Here is a 26,468-nt window from a genome sequence, read left to right as displayed (position 1 = left end):
AACGCATTTATTCTCCTTCATGCAAGATCAACACACTTACGTAGCAATAATGGCGGGTGGCGTCGGTTCCCGTTTTTGGCCAGCCAGCCGCGAAGAGCGCCCCAAGCAGTTTTTAGACATTTTGGGCACGGGTAAAAGCTTGTTGAGGCTCACTTTCGAGCGCTTCCTACACCTTACTTCCGCAGAGCATATTTTTATTGTTACCAATGCACAGTACAAAGCGCAGGTGTTGGAGCACCTCCCCGAGTTGACGGAGAATCAGATTTTGTGCGAACCCTCTCGCAACAATACAGCACCTTGCGTAGCCTACACGGCTTTCAAGCTCCACCAGCTCGACCCCAAGGCAAATCTGGTCATTGCCCCCAGTGATGCCCTCATTAACAACGAGCCTCTTTTCGTCGATAACATTCGAAAAGCCCTGTCGTTTACGGAAGAAAACGATGCCTTGGTTACCTTGGGCATTGCCCCGGATAGCCCACATACAGGCTATGGTTACATCCAATTTAGCCAAGGGGAAGACGGCGTTTATCCCGTAAAGAGGTTTACAGAAAAACCTGAATTAAAGGTTGCTCGTGAGTTTCTGGCCAGTGGCGATTACCTTTGGAATGCTGGCATTTTTGTTTGGCGTGCGGCTACTGTTCTGGAAGCTTTTAACAAGCATGCACCGGAAATCACCAAGCTGTTGGGGCAAAACCTTGCCTGTTACAATACAGAGGAGGAACAGGCCTTTATCGACGAAATGTATCCTCAAACCCCCAAGATTTCTGTCGATTACGCGATTATGGAAAAAGCCACCAATGTCTTCACTATTCCTGCCCAGTTTGGCTGGAGTGATCTCGGTGCTTGGGTGAGCCTTCACCAAGAAATGAAACAAGACGAAGATGGAAACGCCACTCAGGGTAAGGCCATCCTCCTGCATGATACCCACAATACCCTGGTACGGATCACTGGCGACAAGCTGGCCGTAGTCGCAGGTCTTGACGATTACATTGTCGTCGACGAAGGCGATGTTTTGATGATCTGCCCAAAGTCTCGCGAGCAGGAAATTAAAATGCTCCGTACCCAAGTAGGCGAGGTGTTTGGCCCAGACTTTTTATAAGCCAGCCTTTATTTGGGGCCATGCCTTCTCCCGTCCCGACTAGAAAAGTCGGGACGGGAGAAGGCACCAGGCCATTCGTTCTTACCTTCGGTACCACTGCTGTCCTTTGTCCGGGGTTTTCGATGGAAGATCGGAACGCCCCGAATTCCAGGCGCTGCCTTGCACACAAGTAGGCTCTATCTTCCATTTCAAGCGATGAGCTCATCGATGAGGAAAGTAGAATTTGTCTGGTTTAGAGCGACTCCCAAAGAGAACATTTCCCTTTTGTAGGACTTACTCAGTAAGCCATTCCCCCCCCCCGCACTCCTCACCCTCGCACTAAAATTGGGACACCAATCCTCAAACCATCCAACCAACTTTTACACCCTTACACTCATTCAACGAACTCTCAGAGCCTAAACCGTATCATCATATCACTCTGCAACATTCGAACAGCCACCTTCTCACCGGCGTGAACATCTCTGGGCTCAGGAAAACAGAACAGCGCCTGCCCCCAGTGCTCTAGCTCTCCGTTAGGCCGTGAAGACACGGTGATTTTCTCATCAAGCTTTAGGTCAAACCAAAAAACAACGGCGTGCATAGTGCCGCTTTTCTGAATAGGGAATTCGAGCAACGTTTCTCGTGGTTGGTCATCAGGGACGGCAGGAGGAAGCTGGTAAAAATCTATCGTCATCAAAGGGGTGACGGGCGAAAGCTCTTGGTAATTTTCTGCCTTGAGGATGATTCTAAAATACTCATCTGGAATACGAAACTGTTCAAAAGGAGACAGGTCAAAACCAGCGATCTCCCTTACGGGGGAAATCCTGCTTCGGAATGGGATTTCAATGAGCTGGCCATGTAGCTGAAGCCCTGCCGGGATGAGTTTAACTTCCGGTTTTGCCAGATTATGAACAGCATGTCGGATCGATGGCAAGACGCCTTCTCCTAAGGCTCCTACATCCAGAATCTCTGAAATGATTAAATCTACCTGCTCTTTTATTTCTTTCCCGACTTTTAATTGGGTCGACTTTTTAGAGAAAAGGTTGATTTGTTTATCGTAGCCGTTGAGGCTGATGATTTCATCGGCGGTAGCCGCCAGGCGCTCATTCATTTCGCAGGCAACCACACGTTCTGCACCTGCCCGAGCGGCCATCATTGACAATAAGCCCGATCCTGTGCCGATATCCAATACGCGTGTGTCAGGAGTGACGACCTTTTCAATAGCAGCTTGGTAAGCATCATTCCGTTCGCTATCAGCAAGCATTTCAAAATGCCAATAGGGGATTTTATTGCTCATCAGTCGACGGAAATTGCTGAGCGCTCCGGGATTGCCAGGACTAATATCCAAGGCTCTTCGATAAAACTGTTCTGCTTGGTCGATGCGGCCAACTTCCTTGTTGGCATTGCCAAGTAAGATGTTGATATTTAGGTCCTCAGGGTGTAGAGAATAAGCTTTTTCTAATGTCTTAAGTCCATCTTCATTTTTACCAAGGTCGAGATAAAATTTGCCAAGTAGGGCGTAGCCCATAAAGTGATCGGGGTGGGCCTGGATGGTGCGCTGAAAAACCTCCGTAGCTATAGTTGTTTGACCATTGTCGGCCAAAAAGTTGCCGAGTGTGGTAAGTGTCAGGAGGTCATTAGGCGCAACCAGGAGTGCTTGCTCGTAGGTTTGTTGAGCCGCTTCTGTTTTTTGCTGATAACGGTAAACGGCACCCAGCGTATGGTAGGCTTGGAGAAAATTGGGCTGTTGTCCGATAATCTCTTGCAAAATGGCTATTGCCTCCGGAAATTGTTGGGTCTCCAGGAGCACATTGGCCAGATTATACCCAATGTCGGGGCGTTGAGGGGCAAACTGAGCAGCTTGTCGAATAGCACTAATTGCTTCTTCAGTCTGCCCATTTTGTTGATAGGCGATACCCAGGTTTAAATAGGCATCGGGGTTAGTACTATTAAGTTGAAGCGCTTGCTGAATTATCTCAATACTTGCGGCTATCTGGCCACCGGCGAGTAAGACGCCACCTAAGGTTACCATAATGCCGTCGTGGTCAGGCATTTCTACAAGAATGATCCGTAAAAGCTGTTCAGCTTCTCCCAGTTCTCCGGTTTGGTAGGCAGTCATTGCCCGCTGGAATACAGCTTCGGCATCAAAAGATTTGGGTTCCATGGTATGGGAATAGTGTTTTCAAAAAATGGAAGATACGGAAGGGAAGCCGAAAGTTTTGCAAGCATACACAAGAATGAAGGAAAGGGCCTTGCCGGTTAGTCAGCAAACCTAAAACATTGAGGATTCCTCATCATCATTTTCAATTTTAGGTAAATTGAGGATATTACCGCAGTATTTGCAGTATTCAGCGTCGTCATCGTGGCCTTCCTGACCGCAATAACGGCATGCTTGAGTATTGTTGCGGTTGTCACGCGCTTGCTTGATCAATTCACCCGTAACAATGCCGGTAGGTACAGCAATGATCGCATAACCTAGTACCATGACTATAGCGGAAAGCATCTTTCCTACGGCAGTAAGGGGAGTAATATCACCATAACCTACGGTTGTCAGGGTTACAATAGCCCAATAAATAGAGCTGGGTATATTGGAGAAACCCTGGTTGGTACCACCTTCGATCAAGTACATAATGGCTCCGAGGATAGTGACCAAGATGGAAATGAAGAAGAGGAACACCGTGATTTTGGTAAAACTGGCCCGCAATGCAGAGGCAATGTATTGTCCTTCGGAAAGAAAATGCCCAAGTTTGAGTATCCTGAATATTCGCATGAGCCGTAAAGCCCGAATAACCAGAAAAGCTTGCGCTCCACCAAAGAAAAAAGCGATATAAGTAGGCAGTATCGCTAGCAGGTCAATAACGCCAAAAAAACTGCGGGCATATTTCCAGGGATTGTAAACTGCCCACAAACGAAGAACGTATTCTATCGTGAAAATGACGGTCAGTACCCACTCGATGATAATCAGGATCTTTTTGTGACTGGCCTGGAAGTTGTCAATACTTTCCAGCATGACCATCAGAATACTTAGGACAATGAGTATCAGTAGAGCAATATCAAAGACCTTGCCCACAGGGGTGTCCGCTTCGAAAATGATTTCGTGCAACTTCTCCCGTGTCGGGCTAATATGTGGCGGATGTTCTGGTTTACGCTTTGGTTTGCTCTGCGGTTTACTCATGCACTGACTGTTTTCAAAGCCAAAAATAATACTTACATTTGTTTTTATACCCAATCCACTTCGTAATGGGTATATCTGGCCGTTGACTCAATGTAAGCGATTAGGCCAAGCATACCAAGAGAAACTACCACTATATATACTTACCTACTTATCTTATTCCTGTTCACTCAGCGTAATATTTAGCGTTGGTGGAAGAGGGAAACCAAAAACTAGTAAACGTGATCAAAGCTGTTATCATTGAAGATGAGATCAACGGATTAAACAACCTGAAGAGTCTCTTGGCAGAACATTGTGAAGAAGTCGAAATTATTGGCACTGCCGGGTCCGTAGAAGAGGGGTACAAGCTGCTTTCTAATTCCCGAATCAAGCCCGATGTCGCTTTTTTGGACATTAGCTTGCCGGATGGCTTGGTATTTCAACTGTTAAACCGCCTGAAGCCAGTATCGTTTGATGTTATTTTTGTCACGGCTTATGAAGATTATGCTATTAAGGCTTGCGAGTACAGCTCGATTGGTTATGTAATGAAACCAATTGATCCTGATACCTTGGTAGAAGCGGTAGAACGTATTCACCCCGACAAGCAAAACGAGATCGATAAACGTCTGGATATCTTCCAGAACTACATGAACAACCCAAATGCTTTTACAAAAATGAGCATTTCGGCGCTGGATGGCATCTATTTTGTCAATATCAAAGATGTCGTTCGTTTTGAAGCGGAGGATAATTATACCCATATCTTCCTTAATGGTGGAGAAAAGATTACCGCCTCTAAAACGATCAAGGCATATGAAGACATGTTGGTGCCTTTCAATTTCTACAGGGTACACAAAAGGCATGTGATTAACCTCAATTTCATGCGTAAATTTGTCAAAGGAGACGGAGGCTATTTAATCATGGATGATGATATAAAAATTGAAGTTTCCCGCCGCCGCCGCCCTGCTTTTATGGAGCAGATGAAACGCCTGCAGAATGGTTTGTAAGCTACTGGCTAAAGCAGTATTACGGTTGTGTTAATATTGGTATGCTAATTATTTATCTTCGAATCCATTGATGATCCGGTAGTTAAGAAGCAGGGAGAGGTAGGTTAGGTCGATTATTTTAACTATCTTTATTCCTGCTTAGTGCATTGAGAGGCACTAGAATACATTGAAAACGTTTTTCCTTAAATCGAGAACCATGGCCAAAGACAAGAACTCTGGCATTGATAAGCTCAAAAAGGATAAGGATTTAAAACCATTGCCAAAAAAGGAAATGACCAAGTTCAAAGGCGGCCGTAAAAAGCGGCGTTGGAACAAAGGTTGTGGCGGCATTTTGCCTCAGTAGTTTTACCGTAGTGGTCTCCCTTAACTTTGCTGTGATTATCGTCAGCAGACTACAAAAAATTAATTAACAGGATTGCACGCTTAACAGCGTCGTAGTCCTGTTTTTATTTCCCTCAATCTTTGTATCTTCGCTGGGTTATATCGAATAAGTGTTAAGTTCCATCCCTTCTGAAAAAATCATGTGGTGAAATACCCCATTCCTTATTCTTACCACATAAGATACAGAAAATTAACAGGCCTTTGGGGGATTAAAATGCCCCAATTCTATGCGATGATGGTTTAAAATACCATTCTCCCACTCAACCAAACTATGTGACCCTTATGTTTGCGGCATCTGAAAGAATAGCTATCCAACCAGGCTTGTGGGAGCAAAAACTTGCTCAACAAGAAGATCCTCTCCAACGATTAGCCATCATTGATCAGTTGGCAGGGCATTATGCATACACCAATGTATTACGGGCTCAGCAATTATTACTGGAACAGTGGAATTTGCTCCAGAAACATGAAGTAGAAGACTTTATGTTCCGTTATTTTCTTAATAAAATGGTGGTTCAAAATCAGTTGTATGATTTTATAGGTGCCGCAGAAACAGCCAGTCAAGGGATAAAATACCTGGAGGCGGCCGGCTCCGTCAAACAGCTCACCGAATTACAAATTGAATATGCAGGCATCTCTATCAACCTCAATGACCTAGATGCAGCAGAGCGCTTTTTACAGAAAGCGTTGAAAATGTTGAAAAATTTTCCAGATCAGCAGCTGCATTCTCGGATTGCCTGCCGGCGGGGCTACTTGTATCTGCACGCTGGCAATCACGCTATAGCAACAGAGCAATTCCTGAATGCTGTTTCTATGATGGAAATAAAAGAGGAAGCGCTTCCTTTGCGGGATGAATATTTTCGCTCGTTGGCATTTGCTGGACTAGGCCAGGTTTATGAACATAATGAAGAATACGAAAAAAGTGTTCGGGCATTTCTTCAAGTGGTAGATTTGTGTGAAAGGCTGGGAATGTCAAATCGATTGGCCTGGCATTATCTCAACGTCGGTCGGGCTTACCTTGGCCTGGGCGAGATTGCGCCAGCTAAGGATTTTCTCCAAAAGGTTATCGACACTCGTGATGACCTCAGTTTAGAAGCTCGTGCCAGCGCCTACGCGAATCTGGGCTTTTGTACTTTTGAAGAAGGCGATTTTACTGCAGCCCTGGAATTGTTGCATCGTGCCGAACACCTACATCGTGAACTCAACCCCGATGATTCCAGTAACCTATGTGTTATTGCCTCTTGGCGAGGGCGGATTGAAATGGAGCAGGAAAACTATGTTGCTGCCCAAACCTCTTTTACGGAGGCATTAGGCTACGCTGAAGCAGAAGAAGACTATAAAATGCTGGCAGAGGTACACAGCGATTTTGCCAGCCTCTATGCGGAAACCGAAGATTACCGATTGGCTTATGAATACCAATTGGATCACGATCGTTTTCTGGAGGTATACCACGAAGATCAGGACCGAAGGCAGCAACAAGAGCTGGAAATGAAATATCAGGCTGCTCGGAAACAACAAGAGACAGAGCTACTGGAGTTGAAAGCCACTCGTTTGCAATTAAAGGCCTTACGCGCCCAAATGAACCCGCATTTTATTTACAATGCGCTCAACTCCATACAGCATTTTATCACCTCTAACAAAGGAGCCATTGCTTCTCGTTATCTCGCCAAGTTTGCAAAGTTGATGAGGCAGAGCCTCGATTATTCTGATGAAGAAAGCATCTCTCTAGAAAAGGAGATAGAGTTTTTGCAAGATTACCTCTATATCAATGAAAAACTGCGCTTTGAAGACCGGCTTTCTTATCGTGTGATTGTAGATGATGACCTGGAAGAAGATATCCTTGGTGTGCCCACTATGATTGTGCAGCCTTACGTAGAGAATGCGCTGGAACATGGCCTACGCTCCCGCAAGGATGGTTTGATTACCGTACAATTTAAACTATGGGATGATGATACCATCTGCTGTACGGTAGAAGACAATGGAATTGGTCGTAAAAAGGCACTGGCCCAGCAGCAAAACGACCCGAATCGGCAAAATTACCGCTCCCGCGGTACCCAGATTACCGAAAAAAGATTGGAGCTTTTACGGCGTACCAAAAAGCAGGAAGTATCTGTACGAACCATCGACCTATACGATGAGATCACAGGAACTGCTACCGGCACCCGTGTCGAGATTATGATTCCTATTGTAGAAATTCAGATAAAATAGCTTGATTCAACTTTAACTTTTCCTTCACACGACTTTCTTGGGGGGGCTCGTTTATTACCCACATCATCTATTTGAAACCAATCGGGAACCAGAAGTAGAGGCAACCTCTGCTTTTCGTTTGTAGCGTTCCCAACACCAAAATGTCCAAGAAAATGAAAACATTGAAATTTGCAGCCCTGTCCCTGAGCTTGTTTTTTGTTACCCAAACCCTGATGGCCCAGGTAACGGTATCGCCCAAAGTGGGCGTCAACTTATCCGCACTGGACGCTAAATTGAATGATTTTGAAGCAGAAGCTCGTACTGGATGGCACGCCGGGCTTGATTTCCGGATTGGCGATGGAGTATTATTCCTCAACCCCGGTGTACAGTATCAAAGCTATACTGCTCGGTTGATGCAGGATATCAATGAGGATATAGACGTCAATTTTTCTGAAGAAACAACGATTCAAAGTATTAAAGCACCTTTGAATATCGGTATTCGAGTGACAGGAGATAACGGTTTGTTAGGCCTACACCTAAAAGGAGGTATTGTGCCTACTTATGTTATGGGAGTGAAGGAGGTAAATAACTTCGACTTTTCGACAGATGAGCTCAATCGCCTTACCTGGGGTGCTAATATGGGCGTAGGGATTGATATCCTATTTTTTACCGCTGACCTTACTTATGAAAAAGGGCTAACCGATTTTTTTGCTGACAGTGAAGGTAAAAATAATGTACTCAGCCTGAGTGTAGGCTTGAAATTCTAGTAATTGTTTAAGGATATGCCGTATTCCAAACAGGTTGTTGGCATCCAGTATCTTGCTACTCCCCGAATATTTTCGTCTGAAAATACTCGGGGAGTACTATTTTAAGCCTCCTATTTCTAAATAGATTGTTAAAGTTGAGGTAGTTGTCTTAATAATAATAACCAAAAGAAGGTATCGCAGAACAAAATGTATACCTTTAAGATACCCGATTTTTGTAAAAAACAGATAGGTAATGTCCAACACCAGTTTGATGATGGATACGATCTACCATACAATTCAGTATTATGGAAAAGCTATTTGTACTTACCGTATTGTTACTGACCATGTGCTCGACGACGTTGGTCGCTCAGTGTAATTCTAAAAAAGCACTTTCTAATCCCGCCTTTTTTCAACAAGATCCATCTGCAAAAGCTTCGATGATTGCTGCTGCTGATGAAACGATTGAGGAGCGGGTAGATCCGAGTACAGGAGAAACTTATTATGTTCGCCAGTATTCCAGCCCTTGGAGTGGTGAAAAAGGTTATCATCTTTTGACGTTTGACCCCGGTTCAGAGCAATTTGTGGAACGACAGGATTATGCAGTGCATGGAGACCAGGAGGAAAACAAAGGAAGCCAAACCGCTGGTTGCCAAGAACAGGGAGATAGCACTAACCTTCAGCAGCGTAAATTACTGCCGGATCAGGCCGCTCCTTCGAATAAGCAGCCTCGAAGATCATCTCGTGTGAAGCTGGCGGCTGACTTTTGATTCCGGCTTTTTACTCATTTCGGAATAGAAGATCCCCTTGCGGTAACACTTGAGCACCTGCTGAATGGTAGGAGTCAGGTTTGTTGGCAGGCGATCGAGGTCAAACCAGTGAGCAGCTTTAAATTTTTCTTTCTCACGAGCTCTTAATTTACCTTCCCAGCGCGAGGCTTTAAAGAATAAGCCAATACGGTGTTCGTTCTTAGAACGCTTGTGCATTACGTGTACGAGCGTAAGGTCTTTTTGCTCTAAAGTAATACCAGCTTCCTCCTTACTTTCCCTGATTAGACTCTGCTGGGCAAACTCTTCTGCCTCAACGGTACCTCCTACAAGGGTGTAATTACCACCGTTGGGCTTGGTCTGTTTAAGTAACAAAATGCGGCCGTGATCATAAAGAATAACCCTAGCTTTGATAACTGTTTTTACGGTGGGCATGGAAAATAAAGTTTGTGATCGGGCTAATTTTCGCCGAGCTTATTAGTTTTGCAGTAGAAACCACGATTAGGTTTCGGAATAACGAAGCAATATCGATTTATTTTCTGTAATGATTCGAGCAATTTCTATTATCTTTCGCTAAAGATTTAGAATAGCAATGCCTTTACTCACTGGCTGATCATTCTTAGAAAGAACATTGTGGGTAAGGATCTTGTTCTGTTTTTTGCCCAGGGTTGGTTAATCAGCCCATTGCTTGATAAAATAAAGCGCCTATGCATCACGAAAATGTAGTAGCAACTATTGGGAATACCCCTTTGATTAAGTTAACAAACATTACTCAAGGAATTGTCCCCGCCAATGTTTACGCTAAGGTCGAGGCCTTTAACCCCGGCCAATCTGCCAAAGATCGGGTCGCAAGATACATGATCGAACAAGCGGAAGCTAAAGGAATACTTAAATCCGGAGGAACCGTTATTGAGGCCACCAGCGGAAATACCGGTTACAGTCTGGCAATGGTGTCGGCCCTTAAAGGTTACCGTTGTGTACTCACTGTAACGAGTAAAGCTGGCCAGGAAAAATTAGCCTTGTTGCGTAGCCTTGGCGCAGAGGTAGTGATCTGTCCAGCAGATGTTGCTCCTGAAGACCCTCGCTCTTATTATTCACGTGCGGAGCAATTGGAAAGAGATATTCCTAATTCCGTTTATCTCCGGCAGAACTGGAACAAGAACAATCAGCTAGCTCATTACCATTCTACCGGGCCTGAAATTTGGGAGCAGACAGCGGGGAAAATTACCCATTATATCTGTTGCGCTGGTACAGGCGGCACCCTCTCAGGAACAGCTCAGTACCTCAAAGAAATGAATCCCAATATTAGAATTATTGGGGTAGATGCTTATGGGTCGGTACTTAAGAAGTACTGGGAAACGGGCGTTTTTGATAAAAATGAAATCTACTCCTATAAAGTTGAAGGACTGGGGAAGACGATTATTCCAGATAATGTTGACTTTGATGTCATTGATGACTTTATCAAAGTTACTGATCGCAATAGTGCACTACGTGCACGCGCATTGGCCCGTAGAGAAGGCCTGATGGTAGGGTACTCAAGTGGGTCAGCAATGGATGCGGTCTTTAAATTACGGCATCAGCTGAAGCCATCGGATGTCGTCGTGGTACTTTTTCCTGACCATGGTAGTCGGTATTTGGGTAAGATTTATAATGATGAGTGGATGAAACAACAAGGTTTCCTTTCTCCACAAGGCGAGGATGTCAACCCTTACAGCTACCATCACATGAAGCGAGTATACCGTGTTTACCGACGTAAGTACGGCCGGTATATCCGCAAAACTTTATTGATGGATTAAGGGTAAATTCCTAATGATCTGTTAACCCCCTTTTGGTAGCGAACAAAGCTACGGAAAGGGGGTTTCTCATTGGTTGTCGCTTGAAGGAGGAAATTTTAGCTAGTAAGGAAAAAATTCTGACTATCAAAGGTCTAATCCGGATATCAATATTAATCACTCGAAGACTAGATGATGAAAACACTTACATTTTGGCTTACAAGCTTACTTTTATTACCCTTGTTTGTATTTGCTCAGCCCCCTGGTGGCCGTCCGGGCGGAGGTAGGCCTGGTGGCGGACCACAACTGGAATTGGCAGATGGCACCGGTGCCGTATTGGGCCGTGTAGCCGATGAACAAACAGAAGAAGCCATCCTTTTAGCCAATGTGTTGGTATACCAAGGAGGGACTACCGATCTGATAACTGGAACTACAACGGATGAGCGTGGATTATTTGTGGTCAAGGATTTACCTTACGGTGACTACGACCTGGAAATCAGCTACCTCGGCTACGCAAGTTTTAAACAGACGGGTATCCAGATAAATGCAGAGCAGCGAATGGGCCGGCTTGGTCAAGTATTACTTGGTGCCGGTGCCAACAACCTAGATGAAATCGAGGTGACTGCCGAGCGAGCAGCTGTAGAGTTTGGTCTGGATCGTAAAGTGTTTAATGTGGAGCAAGATATAGCCAGCAGTGGTGGTACGGCAGAAGATCTTCTGCGTAATATTCCTTCTGTTACGGTTGATTTGGACGGTAATATCAGCTTGAGGGGGAGTTCTAATATTCGAATTCTTATCAATGGTAAACCTTCGGCGTTGACCGGACTTGATCGGCAGGGCTTCCTTCAGCAGCTTGCTGCCGGGACCATTGAGAGTATCGAAGTTCTCACCAATCCTTCTGCAAAATATGATCCCGAAGGGATGGGAGGTATCATTAATATCATAACCAAGCAGCAAAATAAACAGGGTTTTAATATCCAAACGTCCGTTAATATCGGTACCAATGATAAATACAACGGCAATGTGAACCTTAATTATCGGGTCGGTAAGTTTAACATCCAGACCGGTTACAGTTATAATAATGATGATCGCTGGTTTCGAGGAATGCTTTATCGTACAACGATGACCAGTGATACGACCTGGGTGCAGGATCAGGACATTAATGGAGATCGTAACCGCTTGAGTCATACTTTTCAGGGTGGCGTAGAATATTTTGTGGGTTCCCGCAGTAGTATCTCTCTACGTGGTAATTATTCAGATCGTTCTGGTGAGAATACCTCCAACCGAGACAACCTGTTTTTAGGGGGAGACGATGAATTCTTGTATCGTAGCTTACGTCGAGAAGTAGGTGCCGAAACCAGCGATTCCTGGGAACTGAACCTTGATTATCGCCAGCGCTTTCGCGAAAAAGGCAGGGAATTAACCCTCAGTGCTCAACATTCTGAACAGGAGGAAATGGAGAATGAGAACTTCTTTGAAGATTTCTTTGCCGAAGATGGTTCCATTTTTGATATGGATCGGCAGCTAAATCCACAACCTCAAGGGAATGATGTGTGGTTGTTTCAAGGAGATTATACACATCCTCTTAGCGAAAATATGACCCTGGAGACGGGCAGTCGCGTAACGTTGCGTGGAGTATCGATCGATAATCAGTTGTTTGATTTTGATCCGGCCGTTAATGATTTCGTCTTCTTGGAAACCTATAGTAATTTGTTTAGCTACCAGGAAGATGTCTATGCCGCATACGGAATATTGAAGGGGACTTTTGCTGAAAATTGGGAGTGGCAAGCAGGCTTACGTGCAGAACAAACGAGCACTACTGCAGAATTGATTGAACCCGATAAGGAGGTGTATCCCAATGATTATTTTAGCCTCTTCCCTAGCGCATTTTTGACCTATCGGTTAAGTGACCGCTCAAGCGTACAGTTGAACTATAGCCGGCGGATCAATCGTCCCCGTTTTCGATCGTTGAATCCTTTTATTGATTTTGGCGATCCTCTTAACCCTCGGGGTGGTAATCCGTTTTTATTGCCGGAGTATACCAATAGTTATGAATTCAATTACCTGCGCAGTTCAGAAAAAGGGTCTGTTACTTTAGGAGGATACTGGCGAGAAACGACGGATATGATTACGCGTATCATCATCCCCGACCCGGCTACTGGCGTGAACCTTCGGACCTCAACCAACCTCGCTAGCGGGCGTAATTATGGGGTAGAAGTAATCGGAACGATTCGCCCGGTAGATAAGTTGCAATTTGTTATCAGTGGTAATGGTTACCGCACTGAAGTAGACAGCGATGACCTAGAGTCTGACCTCAATGCAGCAGGTTACCAGTTTTCAGGAAGGATGCAGGCGAGTTATACGCTTTTCAAAGATTTAGGGGTTCAGCTTACTGGCTTCTATCGCTCCGCGGGGGTGCGCCCCCAAGGCGAAATGAGAGCCTTTGGTTCGGTTGACTTAGGCTTCCGTAAGCCGGTCCTTAAAGGAAAAGGGACCATTACTTTGCGGGCTTCTGATTTGTTCAAGACCCGTAAGTTTAGTTTCCTGACGACTACCGATGGTATTACCTCTGACGCAACTTACCAGCGAGAAAGCCGAATCGTTTATTTGGGCTTTAATTACAGCCTGCGCCAAGATAAGCGCCAACGAAGCCGGGGTGATCGTGAAGGTGGTGGCGGTATGGAAGACGATGATTTCTAGATGTTATCAAGCTTAGCTTACGCCTTCATGCGTAAGCTAAGCTTGATAACAAACAGCTTCTAATCTTCTCTCAGTTTCTTAGGCAAGCGATCCTCGATTTGACGGTATTTCTTTTCTGGCATTTCCAGGTAGGTCTTACTTGGGAACCCGACGTACAAGCGTATGCGTTTCATGAAGAGGAAATCCCTGCGTTCTGGTGTTTGAAAAGCCTCCCAAGGGATCAAAAGGCTAGTGGTGTTGCTCAGGAAAAATAAATACTGCGTTAGGAATAGCCCTTCTTTTGTTTTGTACCCACGAACCATATTTTTCATATTGAGCCCGCCGACATTGATTTCACCAAAGTGGATACGTTCGCCGTCGATTTGCGTGCTTTTTAGCGGGGTACTGTACCGTTCTGCCAAGGTGCTCCACCCTCCAAGTCTAGGAAAGATGTAACGAAAAAGGACAAAAAAAACGATAAAGACAAGGGGGATTCCTATAAAAGGCAAAAGCTGCTCCATATATTAAGGCTTTACCAAAGAAAGCATTTTCTTTTGGTCATTTTCATCTTCTAAAGATAGAAAATAGGTGCCACTTGGCCAATGGACCCAGTCCGCAGAAATGGGAAAAAGGTTGCTTCCCGCGATTATCTCTTGCTTGTTTTGCCAGATCAGCTGGCCCGATGCGTTGAATAGCTGAATTTGTAGTTGATGTGGCTCAGCGCTGCTAACTTTTATCTGTGGCGGTACGGTGGAGGGGTTGGGGAATGCCTCTGCCGATTGTAAATACAATTCCTGGGGTGTTATTATAGGCTGATGATTTGAGGATTCTTCTCTGCTAATGGTTACTAACCCAGAGGATCCACCCAGCATTCTTCTTTCCTGATAAGCAATAACGACCACGGCATCTAACTCTACCCCTGGCTGGAGCTCGACTTCTAAATGTTGAGCACCTTTGTCGAGGGGGATTTTTTTTGAGCTGTAGCCCATGTAAGAAAAATTCAAGAAGCGTTGCCCTAGTTGGACTTCCAATTCAAAGTAGCCATCTACATCGGTGACGGTCCCTTGGCTGGTTCCTTCAATTTGTATAGAGCTCCCAATCAGTAATTCACCCGTTGTAGCATCTGTAACGAAGCCACTTATGATTTGGGGAATGGGAGCTGGCGTGGGTTGATTAGCCACCGTTTGGGTAATCTTCTCGGTTGCAATAGGTGTAGTAGACTGTTGTGCGTAGATGGACCCTCCAAGAAGACTAAGCACTGCGGCAACAGCAGCAGCCTTTCGCCAGGATGAACGATGGTGATGAACGATGCTTAGCTCTCGTGCTAGTTGACTTTCTCTGAAATGACCACAAACGGGACCATTGCTTTTACTGAAAAAGTCAACCAACTGTTGGTCATTCATTTTACTGAAATCGATAACTTCCTTGGCACAGCTGGCGCAATGGCGACGGTAAGGAGCTGTAACGTGCATATCTTCCCATGCCTCGTCGCATGGATTGGTTAGTTCAATTTTGAGAGTAGTTTTTTTGAGCATAAGCGCGGTTTTATTACAAATTACGAATATTGACAAAAAGTAGCCACTGCTATTTTTTGAAACCAGCGTATGAGAACGTGAGCTAGCGAGATGGGCAACTAAATGGGTTTGATGCGGATGAAATCAGAAGCTTGTTGGCAAAACACTTAACAATAGTTAAGGCGTGTCATTTTATTAAGAATGTGCGTTTGTATTCAAAAGGGCTAAACTGGCCTTGGAATGCAAGACGCTCATAATCTGATAAAACATGGTTTTAATAACTCGCTTAGTGCTTTTTTGCCTAATGGCTAATTTGTGGTTTCCTTTATATTCTCAATCAACGGAGTCCGATTCGCGGCATTGGCAAATTAGTGCTGGTGTTCAATATGATCAAAGTCGAAATACGTTTACTTACCCGGCACCACCAGCTAGTTCGTTCAGCTTTGGGGGCAATTTTGAATATGTAATTGCACTTCCCCGTATCAAAATGACCTATTTCGTGTATTTGGGCTTTCAACAAATAAGGGGAGAAGGCTACAATGTTGCGTATGATAATGATTATGGCTTGGAAGAAACCTTACGCGTTGACAACCTTAGAGCTGGTCCAGGTTTTGCGTTAACGCTGAATAACAAAGGCTGGTGCCACCCTTTATTTGGTGTCCAGGCTTTTCTGGGGGTTCCTGTCAATACCGAGTATGGTTTCCATAATGCAAGAATGGATGTTCAGTATGATTTGCCGTTGTTTTTTAGCGCAGAAGGTGGCGCTGGGGTATACACTGGCGGGCATTTTTTTGCTGGTTTGGAGATAGATGTTACAGCAAAAAGCCTACTCCGTATAAAGGCGGCTTTAGGTGACCATTATCAATATGCTTCTTGGGAGCTCCCTTCTCCTTTTGAAGGTAATGAGAAAGCTCGGCTTGTGAAAGGTGGTTATTGGCAAGCAAGCTTCGAGGTGGTTCATCACTTGTAGTTACCAGAGGTCGCTAAATATTTTTTTTGCAAAATAGAATGCTCACAATAATCTAGTATGACTTCAACAACTCGCTTAATAATTTTCTGTTTAACAGCAACTTTGAGCCTTCCTGTAGATGCGCAATCCGTTTTACCCGTTTCTGATCATTGGCAAATCAGTGTTGGTGCTCAATATGCTGAAGGGCGAAACACAAATTTATATGATGCCAGGCCCCTTAATACGTTTAGTTGCGGGGGCAATCTTGAGTATGTATTGACACTTCCTAAGTTAATTGTTACCATTTTTATGCACGTGGGGTATCAGGAGTTGAGGGTGCAAGGTAAAAGTTTTGTAACTGCTCCTTTTTGGAATATGGAAGAAACCATTAGCGTTGACAATATTCGTGGAGGGCCTGGTTTAGAACTGAGGTTGAACAGCAAAGGCAAATTGCATCCCTTATTGGGAGCACAGGCTTATTGGGGGCGTGCTGTGAATTCCAAGTATCAGTATCAAAGCATCGAAGGGAATACGCCATACGATCTACCTATAGATTTGTCTATAAAGGGAGGTGCTGGTTTATATACCGGCGGGCAGGTTTTTGCAGGATTAGAAAAAGTGTTTACTGAAAAAATCCAGCTGCGTATAAAAGCTGCTTTAGGGGGGCACTATCAATTTGCGTCCTGGGAACTCCCTTTTCCTCTTCAGCCTGATGGAGGTGCCCAACTCATCAAAGGTGGTTATTGGCAAGCCAGCTTGGAGGCCGTCCACCGTTTGTAGCTATTTCTCTCTTTCGACCACAAAATTTACCAAGTCTTCCAGCGACTCCCGGGCGGGAGAAGTAGGGAAACTGTGGAGTATTTCAAAAGCGTCATCCCGAAATTGGAGCATCACTTTGTGGGCATACTCCAGGCCACCGCTCTGGCGTACAAATTCGATGACCTCACGAATGGTGGCTGGCTCTTCGCTATATCGTTTAATCTTGCGAATGATGCGTTTTCTGTTCTGCTTATCTGTTTGCTGTAAAGCGTAAATAAGCGGGAGCGTCATTTTCTTTTCCTTGATGTCAATACCCAAGGGTTTGCCTACATCACTGGCACCAAAATCAAAGAGATCATCGCGAATTTGGAAGGCCATGCCGATGGTCTCCCCGAAAAGGCGCATCTTTTCCACAATCTCTTCATCGGTGGTGGTGGATGCTGCGCCTGCTGCGCAAGCCGATGCGATAAGGCTGGCTGTTTTTTTACGGATTACCTCGTAATAGACTTCCTCGTCAATATCTAGTCGGCGGGCTTTCTCTAGTTGGAGGAGCTCTCCTTCGGTGATGGCTTCAAAAGCGTTGGATACAATCTGTAAAAGTTGATATTGCTTTTTCTTCAGTGCCAAGGCCAAACCTCGGGTGAGCAGAAAATCACCCACTAGTACGGCTGCTTTATTTTTCCATAGTGCGTTGATGGAGAAAAAACCACGCCGTTCATTAGCATCGTCTACTACATCATCGTGTACGAGGGAAGCGGTGTGGAGCAATTCTACTAGCGATGCAGCTGTATAAGTGGCATCTGTGATGTTTTTGCAAAGCTTGGCGGTAAGGAAGATGAACATGGGGCGCACTTGCTTACCCTTTCGGCGGACGATATAGAAGGTTATACGGTCAAGCAGAGGCACGGGACTACGCATAGAATCCCGAAACCGTTGTTCGAATTCCTGTAGTTCCTCCACAATCGGAGCCTGAATCGTTCGCAAAGACTTGACCATACCAGAATTGTTCGGGCAAAAATAGTTTATTGTAGCTTAACAATTCAATTTCTACATAGTTAACCCAGACCCCCACCTTTTCTATAAATTGTGCTGGCTTCGAATTTGATTAGTTTTTAGACCAACAAATATTAATATTATGCCTGATGAAGGTCTTTGTTCATGTTAATATTTTGAGTTTTCTCTACTCTTTATTTGCCCGGAAATCGCCATTAGGCTGATGAGATACCAATGCGGTTGCTTTTTCACCGTCCATAATAAATTCTATGGTGAACCCTTGTAGAGAGCTTAGTTTGAAGGAGTTTCCCTGGTGTGGTTCCAGCGTGTAAGTGGGCTGACCAATAATGTCTGCTTTTAGTTTGGTACCTTCTAGGCTAATTTTGATTTCTGTACCATTTTCCAGCGAGTAAGTACCGGTTAGGGTTTCCAGAAAATCAGGATCACTAAGTTTTTCGCCGGGCAGACGATCAAAGCGAATTTCGGGTACACTGGCATCTAATAAGGAGTATAGGGCTTCAATTTGTCCGTTGCGGTCGGTCACAAACCGAACGTCGAGCGCAATGTCGTCTCCTTCTGATATTCCCTTGAACGTATCGTATTGCTGGTGTTCCATTTTGCCACTAAAGTGATAGTAGGTCACAACAAGCTGGTCTCCCTCTTGGCTGATAATTATATCGCCGTATCCGGGGTGATTATAGGTGCCAATGTAATCTTCGAAAGGGTGGAGGGCGGGGCTGGTTTCTTCTTTTTCCTCCTCTTCTTCTTCCTCTTCCTCGTTGTCTTCATCTTCCTCATTATCGCCAAACACTAACTCGTACCAATCTTGTCCGTCGCGTTCAAGAAGAATATCTGTGATGGAATAAGACAATACATAATTAAGCGGAGTACCGTTTTTATTGGTAAGGGCAACAAGGCCAAATCCTTCATCAGGAATCATAAATACAAGTGCCGAAAAACCGTCGATATTTCCACCATGTTCTACGACCGTTAGCCCGTCGTAATCATAAGTAAACCACCCGAGGCCATAGGAGGGATGTGAGATGGATGGGTCAGCGATGAGTGTGTTTTCCATGATCATCTGGGGGCTGTGCATCAGTTTTAACTGGCTTCCGCCAATGAAGTGCTGTCCTTGGTATTGGCCGTCACCCAGTTGAAGTTCTACCCATTTGAGCATATCTGTTGCCGATGCATTGATGGAACCTGCAGGCCCAATGGCATCTAACTGATGGAAGGGGAGTCGGGTGATTTCTTCTTCTTTCTCTCCGTATCCGTAGGAAAAATTGTCACTTTGTTCCATTTCGGTTACGGAAAAACTAGCGCTAGGCATCCCCAACGGATTAAATATTTTTTCCTGAATATATTCTTCCCAGGTCTGGCCACTAAGGCGTTCTGTAAGAATACCAGCTGTCATATACATCAGGTTTTGATATTGCCATTTGCTTCGGAAAGAGGCGGAAGGCTCTAGGTATTGTAACCTTTGGTATAGTTCCTCTCGTGAAAAATCGGTTCCATACCAGAGTAAGTCATGTCTTGGTAAGCCGGAACGATGTGATGTGAGGTCAATGGCGGTCATTTCCTCGGTTGCAAAATTATCGTGGAGTTTAAAATCCGGTAAATATTCTTTTATTGGAGTTTTCCAGTCGAGCTTTCCTTCTTCGGCTAGCAAGGCGAGGCCCATCGTTGTAAATGCTTTACTACTAGAACCAATGGCAAAACGGGTGTCAGCCGTTACCGGGACGTCATCTTCAACATTACGTAGACCAAAACCTTCGGCCATCAAGACTTCTCCTTTATAGATAATTCCTAGCCCAAGGCCGGGTACTTCAGCGCCAATACGGCAGGAATCTACCAAGCTTTTGATACGATCAATTTTGGCTTGGAGGGCCGCTGCTGCCGCTGCATCTTGTTGTTGGAGTACCAGGGGGAAACTTTGCCCCATTTGGGTAAATGTTCCTGTTACAGTACCAGGACTCCAGTTGCCTGTGAAGCTGGCTGTTCCAGGCACCTCTGGTAAGGTGAAGGAGAGTTGGTCGCCTTCGATTTTTAGATCAGCGAGGGCCATGTCATTGATTCGCTGAGCGGGGATATCCATGAGGCCCTCCCAACCGTCGGCAGTCGTTTGAAGTTTAATCTGCAAAGCCAGTGGCGTAGAGGGGAGCTCAATGGCGCCGTCCCATTTGCCTTGCCAGTCTTCTGTTGTTTGGGCAAATCCAGCAACCAGGGAAGCAAAGAGAAGTAAAAGTCCGAGCAAACTGCGGTTTTGAATACGAGGGTACATAGTGCGATAATTTATAATGGTGTGTTTTTTGACTTTCCGAAATTATAGTAATTCGTCAGCAGGCTTTCATTTTCTAGATAAGGTCAATTATTTTTTAGATGAACACGTATCAAATTAACGTATCCTTCCATTGCCAGAGATAGCGGCAAGCTACCGTGCGATAGGGTCGCCAAGCTTGGGCTACTTTCTCCATTTTTCGCTCCAATTGTTTGCCCTTGCCGGAAAGTTGATACAACTGCTGCATACTTTGTTGGATGGCCAGGTCGCCTTTGGGGAAGATGTCTTTGCGGCCCAGGCTGAACATGAGGATGATTTGCGCAGTCCAGTTTCCTACTCCTTTGATGGCCGTTAGTTGGTCCATGATATGTTCGTCAGGAACCTTTGACCAATCCTGGCGGTGGAGGTCTTGTTCAGAAAAATAGTGAGCAACATTTTGGACGTAATTGGATTTTTGCCGAGAAAGCCCTGCTGCCCTCAATTGGTCTTCTTGAAAAAGGATGAGTTGATCGGGATGGGGGTAGCTGTCCGGAAATAAAGCAATAAATCGTTGATAGATAGTATTGGCTGCTTTGCCTGATAGCTGTTGGTAAACAATAGTTTTTAATAACCGGAGATAAATATCATTGGTTAAATCGAGTGGTTCCAGGTGAATGTTATCAACCAGTGGGGCAAAAATAGGGTCTTGCCGCAAATGTTTTTTAGCCCCATTGCTTGCTTTTGCCATGTATTTTAAGTTTTACCTGATTTGTCTCGTTATTAACTTTAAAATTAGTAAAACTTTTGGGGTAGGGTGGCAGCTATGCGTATTTTTGACTTCTTGTCTATGCTTAAATAATATCTTATGTGTTACGGAAAACTGTTTTTATTAGCGACGATCCTACTGGGTTCACTGACACTTAGTGCCGGCGACTGGAGAACGAAGGTTGATCCTCAAGTGCTTGCCGAACTCGAAGCTGGTGCCAAGGTAGAGGTTATTGTAGCGTTTAAAGAACAGGCAGACCTTAGTCTGGCTTATCGCCTACGGGGCAAGGCGGCTAAAGGGCAATTCGTATACCAGCAAGTGAATAAAGTGGCTAGTCATTCGCAAAAGGGCGTGAAGGCATTGCTATTTATGAAGCATCAGGAGTACCGTTCGTTTGCGATAGTGAATGCTTTAATGACGGAAGTAGACCTGCCCTTGGCCAAGGCGATAGCAGAAATGGACGAGGTCGCAAACTTGCAGCCCAACCCCTGGACGGCACTAGATCGCCCTGCCTTGGACCTCACACCGTCTTCTGGCGGGCGTGGCGTTGTGGAATGGGGTGTTCAGAGAATAAATGCAGATGATGTATGGGCTTTAGGTTTTCGCGGCGAAGGCGTAACCGTAGGCGGACAAGATACTGGTTATGAATGGGAGCACCCCACGATCATTGAGCAATACAGAGGTTATGACGGCACTTCTGCTGATCATAATTATCACTGGCATGATGCCATTCGGGAAATTAGCCTGTTGCACAATGATTCTATCATTAGCCCGGATAACAACCCTTGCGGCCTTGACGTAAACGTGCCTTGTGACGATAATAATCATGGAACCCACACGATGGGAACAATGGTTGGCGATGATGGTGGTGACAATCAGATTGGTGTTGCACCAGCCGCCAATTGGATTGGATGCCGAAATATGGAACGTGGCTGGGGTAGCCCCGCAAGTTATATAGAGTGCTTCGATTGGTTTTTGGCACCCACGGACCTTGATGGTGAGAATCCAGACCCTGAACAAGCTCCTCATGTAATAAATAATTCGTGGAGTTGCCCAGAATCAGAGGGATGTAATCCTTTGAATTTTGCACTCATGGAGACTGCCGTTGAGGCATTGAGAGCAGCGGGGGTAGTGGTGGTAGTTTCCGCAGGAAACAGTGGCCCCAATTGTAATTCTGTACGTACACCGTCGGCTATTTTTGCAGGATCTTTCACCGTTGGTGCGAGCCGCGATAATGACACCATTGCTAACTTTAGTAGCCGGGGTTCAGTAGCCGTAGATAGCAGTTTTAGGCTTAAGCCTAATGTGGTGGCTCCTGGTGTAGGTGTGCGTTCGGCGATTCGCAATAATGGTTATGCCAGCTGGAATGGTACCAGTATGGCAGGCCCTCACGTAGCTGGTGCGGTTGCATTGATGATCTCGGCTGCACCTCAGTTGGCTGGTGAGGTGGATTCCATTGAAGCAATTCTTCAAGAGACAGCTGTACCTTTGCTGAGTGATCAGGATTGTAGCCCGTTCTTGGGAATGGCTATTCCTAACGCTACTTATGGCTATGGTCGCATTGATGTGTTTGCTGCGGTAGAGCGAGCGATGCAGGTAGTTGCGAATGAAGAAGCTTATCTTGCAGAATGGCGTATCTTTCCTAATCCTACGAAAGGACAGGTTTGGATAAATATACCATCTTTGGAAGAGACTGCAAGCCTGGAGATATTTAATACGGAAGGGAAGCTGCTTCGCTCACTGACTGTAAATGCGGGTCTGGAATCACTGGACTTAGGAGATTTACCTGCGGGAGTATATGCTTATCGTCTACATACGAATGCTGGCGAAAAGACCGGTAAATTGATCAAGCAATAAGGTGTAGCCTCGTTTTTTGTGCAATATTTAAAAGGCAGCACAAAAACAAGTTGAGCCTTCGTTTTTCAAATAGATGGCTAAGCGGTTCATTTAAAGTGCGCCAGCTGTTTGAAAAACTCAGAGAAGGGGCAATTTATTTTTTGCGCAATAAAACGTGTAATTATGCTGAGAAAACATAGTCGGGGCGATCAACTAAAACAAGTGGCTCGTCACTTGAAATTAGATTATCATCCTGTTGATCAATGGGGGATTGAGCAGCAGCTTCAGGATTTTCGCTTGTTCAGGCGTGGATTTAAGGGGCGCTTTAATCACGTGATGAGCTACGAGGATGGTCTGTTGGAGTCGCGGGTGCATGTTTTCGATTATCATTATATCAAGGTTGCAGGCAAACACACCAAACGAGTACCGCAGACGGTGTTTTTCCTGGAGTCACGAAAATTGGGGCTTTCGGAGTTTTATATGCGTCCTGAATATTTTTTCCATCGGGTGGGTGAAATGCTGGGCATTACGAAAGATATTGACTTTGAACAGCATCTCGATTTTTCCCAGAATTACTGGCTTACAGGAGAAGATGAAGAATTCATCCGCCATAACTTCAAAGAAGAAGTTCTTCGTTTTTTTGCGATAGAAAAAGGATGGACGATGGAAGGCTTAGGCTTTTACCTGGTGCTCTATAAGCATGGTAAGCTATTGTCTCCTACGAAGATCAACGAGTTTTATCATAAGGGTATGGAGGTCTATCGAGGCTTAATATCCTAGTTGGTATTCTAACCATCTGAGGATTACTGAAAAGTGAATCCTAATTATCCAGCTTTTGATCAAGCCAACTTGAGATGATTTCAGATGCCAGGGGGAGAAACCCGGTGTCATCTATTGTTGCGGCAAGAGCTTCCTTGAAATCTTCGAACAAAGGAGTCAACTCCCGCTTTGTTTTTGCGGGAAGTTTATTCCATCGCCTGAAATATTTGATAATAACACCTTCATGTGGCGATAAGCCTTCCCATTCAGAAAGGCGATCGTAAACTTTATCTATCTCTCCATCAATGAATTGTGCTGCCTGCTGCTTGTCGTTTAATTTAATCAGAATTTCTATGAGCAGTTTGACTCGTTGAAGATCAGAGCGCAATTTCTCTTTACGGTGTACGGGAATCCTTCCAAAAAATTCTTCTGCATTTGAATAGTCAAATCGGAGGAGGTATAAAATTCCAAATAACAAGATTATGGCACGTTCACGGGAGCGGATGGCCCCTTTTTCACATTTTTCAAAGCGAATTTTCAAGCGTTCAATTACCTCTTCGCTAAGCGTTTTTATACCCTTAGTATCGTTGCAAAGCAATGATAAAGTATGAAAAATGACAATGGTTTCTCTCTTAGTAACTAGTGAGGGCTGGGAAAGGATGAGCTTTTCTAGTCCTGCTATGATTTCCTGAAATTTTGAGAAATCCCTGATATGGCTCATGCCAGAGAGGTAATTGTCCAAAGAGGAAAGGTATGCCAAAGGGTACTTTTTCTGATACGCTAGATTGTCTTTTAAAACGAGATAGATCTTTTCCGTCCAGTAGAATATTTGCTTGGGTGATTTTTGCCAGTAGGCAATTTTCATTTTTACAGAACAGTAGTATAAGAGTGTTTCGAGATTACAATCCACCGGAAAAGGGATAGTAGAAAAGGTGTCAGCGATCGCTTGCCATTCGTCATCAACATTTTTTGCTCTTAAGTGGTAACTAAATACGAATTGATAAGCCATTCGTATTTCAGTATCCCTGACGAATTCAGAAGTCGCTTTTTGTGCCGTACAATGGTGTTTTTTTAGGGGCTTGCTCACATCCTTTGGGTTTTTCTGGAAAAGGATACGTGCTTCCATCATTTCGATCTCATAGCGAGCACTGGGGAATTTGTGTGTTTCTTCCAGTTTTTTGGCTGCTTTTAACTCGATTAAAGCGAGGTCGAACCGTTCTTTCTTATAAAGAATTTTTGCTTGAGCAAGATGTTTTTGAACACTGAAGAAGTAGTCTTCATGAGCTTTGTGAGACAAAAGGACATTCATTATTTGCTCGTAGATCCTTTTGCTATAGGTGCGAGAGGTCGATGCTTTTATTCCTTCCCTGTTCAAAAAAGCCTCGAAAAGATCAATTTGAAATTCTCCGTGATACGTTGCTAAAAAATCGTAGAGAAGGAAATACTGGGTCTGATTGTTATACCCACTTTCTTTAAAAAAGGTGTCTACTACTGATTTTTCATCAAGTGAGTGGATAAAGTCGTAAAGTACAGGGAATTTCATGCGTCAAGTTTGCTTGCAAAAGAAATTGGCCAATAGCTAACCGCATTTGTCTGGCCTCGTATTTACCAAATGTTACAATTGAGCCAAAAAAACCGGAAACGCTTTCTACGTAAGCCCCCATATTTGTAAATGTAATAGGGAGGCATTTTCAAAGGTAAAAATGTTTACTCCGTATCAACACCTAAAACCCTCTTTTTCTTAGACACCTATTAACAAATGAAAACCAAATGAGTATTGTAAATCCCCCCCATTTTGAACTTGGATTAAGTGAGTATCTGGCTAAGGTGGCACTTAATCCCTCCAGATTGTGTTATGCCTTTCGAGTTGGGTACATAGGAAGCGAAGTGGATCGGTTTGATGAAAGCATGTTAGGAAAAGTGCTTGACTGTCAGTCTTTTGAGGAGGGGGCGCGTCGTGCGAAAGGAAAAAGTATTGCTACAAGGCACGCTAAAAAACTTTTAGAAACTCGTTTGGATGAATTTTATCCTAGTGCCCGCCAGAGATTAGTCATTGCTAATTTAACAGGAGTTGAAAAAGACCAGCGAATCAAAAAATTACAACAGGCTGTTGCCTGGCTTAAGACAAAAAATGTAGCAATTATTTATTTTCAGTACCAATGGATGGTGAATGGACAGATGAAACAAGCGCTAGGTCTCTATGACTGTGAATATGTGGTAGAGGATTTTGCCATCCCCTGATTATCTGTAGCGCCAGCCTTAAATCTCTTTGTATGAGCACGACCCATTTTGTGAAATTATTAAGTGACCTCTCCATTTTTTCGCGGGCAGTACCTTCTGCTCCTGAACCAATAGAATGGGTACTTAAAATGGTAACCCTAAAGAACGGAACCTCAAAGTCGGAGGTAGTTTTTGAAATTTTATCGAATCGTTTGACGGCGGTAAATGTTAAGTATGATTCAGTAAATGATGGGTATAATGTTACTATTGATACCCCTTCTTCCAGCTTGCCTGGAGCTAGATCATATCATGAATTTACGTCTAAGGACGTTAGCATCAGTTTTGCTGAAAATGCTAATAAACATGCTCGCTTTATTGTAGTGGATGATCTTTCCATTATGCTAGAATGCATTTTAGAGGGGCCAACAATCAACGACCATGTTATTGTGCTGAATATTGAAAGTACGAGTGTACCGGATGAATATTTTTACAGTATCTGGTGCTATGAATTAAATCTCCTTTAAAAACAAATCTTTCTGAGATATACACCTTGTTTCAGAACCCTATTTGACAACCCACTGCCATTTTTGGTAGTGTTAGTTTGCTTTCGAAGATGGTCAGCTCCAGACGTGGGGACGGCCTGAGGCTGCCATCTT

Annotated in this window: 23 protein-coding genes; 14 read left to right on the top strand and 9 right to left on the bottom strand. The window is 44.4% G+C overall.

Annotation, left to right across the window (positions count from 1 at the left end; all coding sequences use genetic code 11):
- Positions 1 to 19 precede the first annotated feature (19 nt).
- Positions 20 to 1,099 carry a mannose-1-phosphate guanylyltransferase gene (locus ACRBG0_RS04280; protein ID WP_431485671.1) on the top strand — a complete coding sequence of 360 codons (1,080 nt, stop codon included), beginning with the start codon at positions 20 to 22 and terminating at the stop codon, positions 1,097 to 1,099.
- Between the two features lie 388 nt (positions 1,100 to 1,487).
- On the opposite strand, the gene ACRBG0_RS04275 is transcribed toward ACRBG0_RS04280, so the two are convergent.
- Positions 1,488 to 3,242, bottom strand: coding sequence for a tetratricopeptide repeat protein (locus tag ACRBG0_RS04275; protein WP_431485670.1), 1,755 nt, complete (start codon positions 3,240 to 3,242; stop codon positions 1,488 to 1,490).
- A 108-nt stretch (positions 3,243 to 3,350) separates the two neighbouring features.
- Positions 3,351 to 4,253: an ion transporter gene (locus tag ACRBG0_RS04270; protein ID WP_431485669.1), complete on the bottom strand. Its 903-nt coding sequence runs from the start codon at positions 4,251 to 4,253 to the stop codon at positions 3,351 to 3,353.
- A 218-nt stretch (positions 4,254 to 4,471) separates the two neighbouring features.
- Here ACRBG0_RS04270 and ACRBG0_RS04265 point away from each other — a divergent pair, with 218 nt between their 5' ends.
- The 5 genes from ACRBG0_RS04265 (at position 4,472) to ACRBG0_RS04245 (ending at position 9,311) form a co-directional block, all read left to right on the top strand.
- Positions 4,472 to 5,233: a LytR/AlgR family response regulator transcription factor gene (locus ACRBG0_RS04265; RefSeq protein ID WP_020538009.1), complete on the top strand. Its 762-nt coding sequence runs from the start codon at positions 4,472 to 4,474 to the stop codon at positions 5,231 to 5,233.
- A gap of 196 nt (positions 5,234 to 5,429) precedes the next feature.
- Positions 5,430 to 5,576 carry a hypothetical protein gene (locus ACRBG0_RS04260; RefSeq protein ID WP_020538008.1) on the top strand — a complete coding sequence of 49 codons (147 nt, stop codon included), beginning with the start codon at positions 5,430 to 5,432 and terminating at the stop codon, positions 5,574 to 5,576.
- Between the two features lie 320 nt (positions 5,577 to 5,896).
- Positions 5,897 to 7,819 (top strand): tetratricopeptide repeat-containing sensor histidine kinase, encoded by a 1,923-nt coding sequence (locus ACRBG0_RS04255; protein ID WP_431485668.1) that lies wholly within the window; start codon positions 5,897 to 5,899, stop codon positions 7,817 to 7,819.
- A 152-nt stretch (positions 7,820 to 7,971) separates the two neighbouring features.
- Positions 7,972 to 8,565 carry an outer membrane beta-barrel protein gene (locus tag ACRBG0_RS04250; RefSeq protein WP_431485667.1) on the top strand — a complete coding sequence of 198 codons (594 nt, stop codon included), beginning with the start codon at positions 7,972 to 7,974 and terminating at the stop codon, positions 8,563 to 8,565.
- A gap of 284 nt (positions 8,566 to 8,849) precedes the next feature.
- Positions 8,850 to 9,311 carry a hypothetical protein gene (locus tag ACRBG0_RS04245; protein WP_431485666.1) on the top strand — a complete coding sequence of 154 codons (462 nt, stop codon included), beginning with the start codon at positions 8,850 to 8,852 and terminating at the stop codon, positions 9,309 to 9,311.
- Here ACRBG0_RS04245 and ACRBG0_RS04240 read toward each other — a convergent pair.
- On the bottom strand, positions 9,279 to 9,743 hold the full coding sequence (locus tag ACRBG0_RS04240) for an NUDIX domain-containing protein (protein ID WP_431485665.1): 465 nt from the start codon (positions 9,741 to 9,743) through the stop codon (positions 9,279 to 9,281). The two genes, ACRBG0_RS04245 and ACRBG0_RS04240, sit on opposite strands and share 33 nt — an antisense overlap.
- A 272-nt stretch (positions 9,744 to 10,015) precedes the next feature.
- Here ACRBG0_RS04240 and ACRBG0_RS04235 point away from each other — a divergent pair, with 272 nt between their 5' ends.
- Together ACRBG0_RS04235 and ACRBG0_RS04230 are read left to right on the top strand one after the other, a co-directional pair.
- A complete protein-coding gene (locus tag ACRBG0_RS04235) occupies positions 10,016 to 11,104 on the top strand; it encodes a PLP-dependent cysteine synthase family protein (protein WP_020538003.1) in 1,089 nt (362 codons plus the stop codon).
- Positions 11,105 to 11,272: 168 nt separating this feature from the next.
- Positions 11,273 to 13,780, top strand: a complete 2,508-nt coding sequence (locus tag ACRBG0_RS04230) for a TonB-dependent receptor domain-containing protein (protein ID WP_431485664.1) — start codon at positions 11,273 to 11,275, stop codon at positions 13,778 to 13,780.
- Between the two features lie 59 nt (positions 13,781 to 13,839).
- Here the strand turns inward: ACRBG0_RS04230 and ACRBG0_RS04225 are convergent, their stop codons facing one another.
- Positions 13,840 to 14,280: a hypothetical protein gene (locus ACRBG0_RS04225; RefSeq protein ID WP_431485663.1), complete on the bottom strand. Its 441-nt coding sequence runs from the start codon at positions 14,278 to 14,280 to the stop codon at positions 13,840 to 13,842.
- A gap of 3 nt (positions 14,281 to 14,283) precedes the next feature.
- The gene (locus ACRBG0_RS04220; RefSeq protein WP_431485662.1) at positions 14,284 to 15,294 is read right to left on the bottom strand and encodes a carboxypeptidase-like regulatory domain-containing protein; all 1,011 of its coding nucleotides are present in this window, start codon (positions 15,292 to 15,294) and stop codon (positions 14,284 to 14,286) included.
- A 247-nt stretch (positions 15,295 to 15,541) separates the two neighbouring features.
- Here ACRBG0_RS04220 and ACRBG0_RS04215 point away from each other — a divergent pair, with 247 nt between their 5' ends.
- Together ACRBG0_RS04215 and ACRBG0_RS04210 are read left to right on the top strand one after the other, a co-directional pair.
- Positions 15,542 to 16,243: a hypothetical protein gene (locus ACRBG0_RS04215; RefSeq protein WP_431485661.1), complete on the top strand. Its 702-nt coding sequence runs from the start codon at positions 15,542 to 15,544 to the stop codon at positions 16,241 to 16,243.
- A gap of 57 nt (positions 16,244 to 16,300) precedes the next feature.
- Positions 16,301 to 17,002 (top strand): hypothetical protein, encoded by a 702-nt coding sequence (locus tag ACRBG0_RS04210; RefSeq protein ID WP_431485660.1) that lies wholly within the window; start codon positions 16,301 to 16,303, stop codon positions 17,000 to 17,002.
- Here ACRBG0_RS04210 and ACRBG0_RS04205 read toward each other — a convergent pair whose 3' ends face one another.
- The 3 genes from ACRBG0_RS04205 to ACRBG0_RS04195 form a co-directional block, all read right to left on the bottom strand.
- Complete coding sequence (locus ACRBG0_RS04205) at positions 17,003 to 17,977, bottom strand: polyprenyl synthetase family protein (protein WP_431485659.1); 975 nt, start codon at positions 17,975 to 17,977, stop codon at positions 17,003 to 17,005. It lies immediately after the preceding gene.
- A gap of 184 nt (positions 17,978 to 18,161) precedes the next feature.
- Positions 18,162 to 20,255 carry a serine hydrolase gene (locus ACRBG0_RS04200; protein WP_431485658.1) on the bottom strand — a complete coding sequence of 698 codons (2,094 nt, stop codon included), beginning with the start codon at positions 20,253 to 20,255 and terminating at the stop codon, positions 18,162 to 18,164.
- A 109-nt stretch (positions 20,256 to 20,364) separates the two neighbouring features.
- Complete coding sequence (locus ACRBG0_RS04195) at positions 20,365 to 20,979, bottom strand: DNA-3-methyladenine glycosylase family protein (protein WP_431485657.1); 615 nt, start codon at positions 20,977 to 20,979, stop codon at positions 20,365 to 20,367.
- A 117-nt stretch (positions 20,980 to 21,096) separates the two neighbouring features.
- Here ACRBG0_RS04195 and ACRBG0_RS04190 point away from each other — a divergent pair, with 117 nt between their 5' ends.
- Together ACRBG0_RS04190 and ACRBG0_RS04185 are read left to right on the top strand one after the other, a co-directional pair.
- Positions 21,097 to 22,854 carry a S8 family serine peptidase gene (locus ACRBG0_RS04190; protein WP_431485656.1) on the top strand — a complete coding sequence of 586 codons (1,758 nt, stop codon included), beginning with the start codon at positions 21,097 to 21,099 and terminating at the stop codon, positions 22,852 to 22,854.
- A 162-nt stretch (positions 22,855 to 23,016) separates the two neighbouring features.
- Positions 23,017 to 23,613 (top strand): hypothetical protein, encoded by a 597-nt coding sequence (locus ACRBG0_RS04185; protein ID WP_431485655.1) that lies wholly within the window; start codon positions 23,017 to 23,019, stop codon positions 23,611 to 23,613.
- Positions 23,614 to 23,653: 40 nt separating this feature from the next.
- On the opposite strand, the gene ACRBG0_RS04180 is transcribed toward ACRBG0_RS04185, so the two are convergent.
- Positions 23,654 to 24,901 (bottom strand): hypothetical protein, encoded by a 1,248-nt coding sequence (locus ACRBG0_RS04180; RefSeq protein ID WP_431485654.1) that lies wholly within the window; start codon positions 24,899 to 24,901, stop codon positions 23,654 to 23,656.
- Positions 24,902 to 25,362: 461 nt separating this feature from the next.
- Between ACRBG0_RS04180 and ACRBG0_RS04175 the strand changes: the two genes are divergently transcribed.
- Positions 25,363 to 25,833, top strand: a complete 471-nt coding sequence (locus tag ACRBG0_RS04175; RefSeq protein WP_431485653.1) for a hypothetical protein — start codon at positions 25,363 to 25,365, stop codon at positions 25,831 to 25,833.
- Between the two features lie 32 nt (positions 25,834 to 25,865).
- Positions 25,866 to 26,336: a hypothetical protein gene (locus ACRBG0_RS04170; RefSeq protein WP_431485652.1), complete on the top strand. Its 471-nt coding sequence runs from the start codon at positions 25,866 to 25,868 to the stop codon at positions 26,334 to 26,336.
- Positions 26,337 to 26,468: the final 132 nt, after the last annotated feature.

The sequence above is a fragment of the Lewinella sp. genome (assembly GCF_050633125.1).
Taxonomy (GTDB): domain Bacteria; phylum Bacteroidota; class Bacteroidia; order Chitinophagales; family Saprospiraceae; genus Lewinella.
Note: the sequence above shows the minus strand (reverse complement) of the source record. Positions and strands in the feature narration are given on the sequence as shown.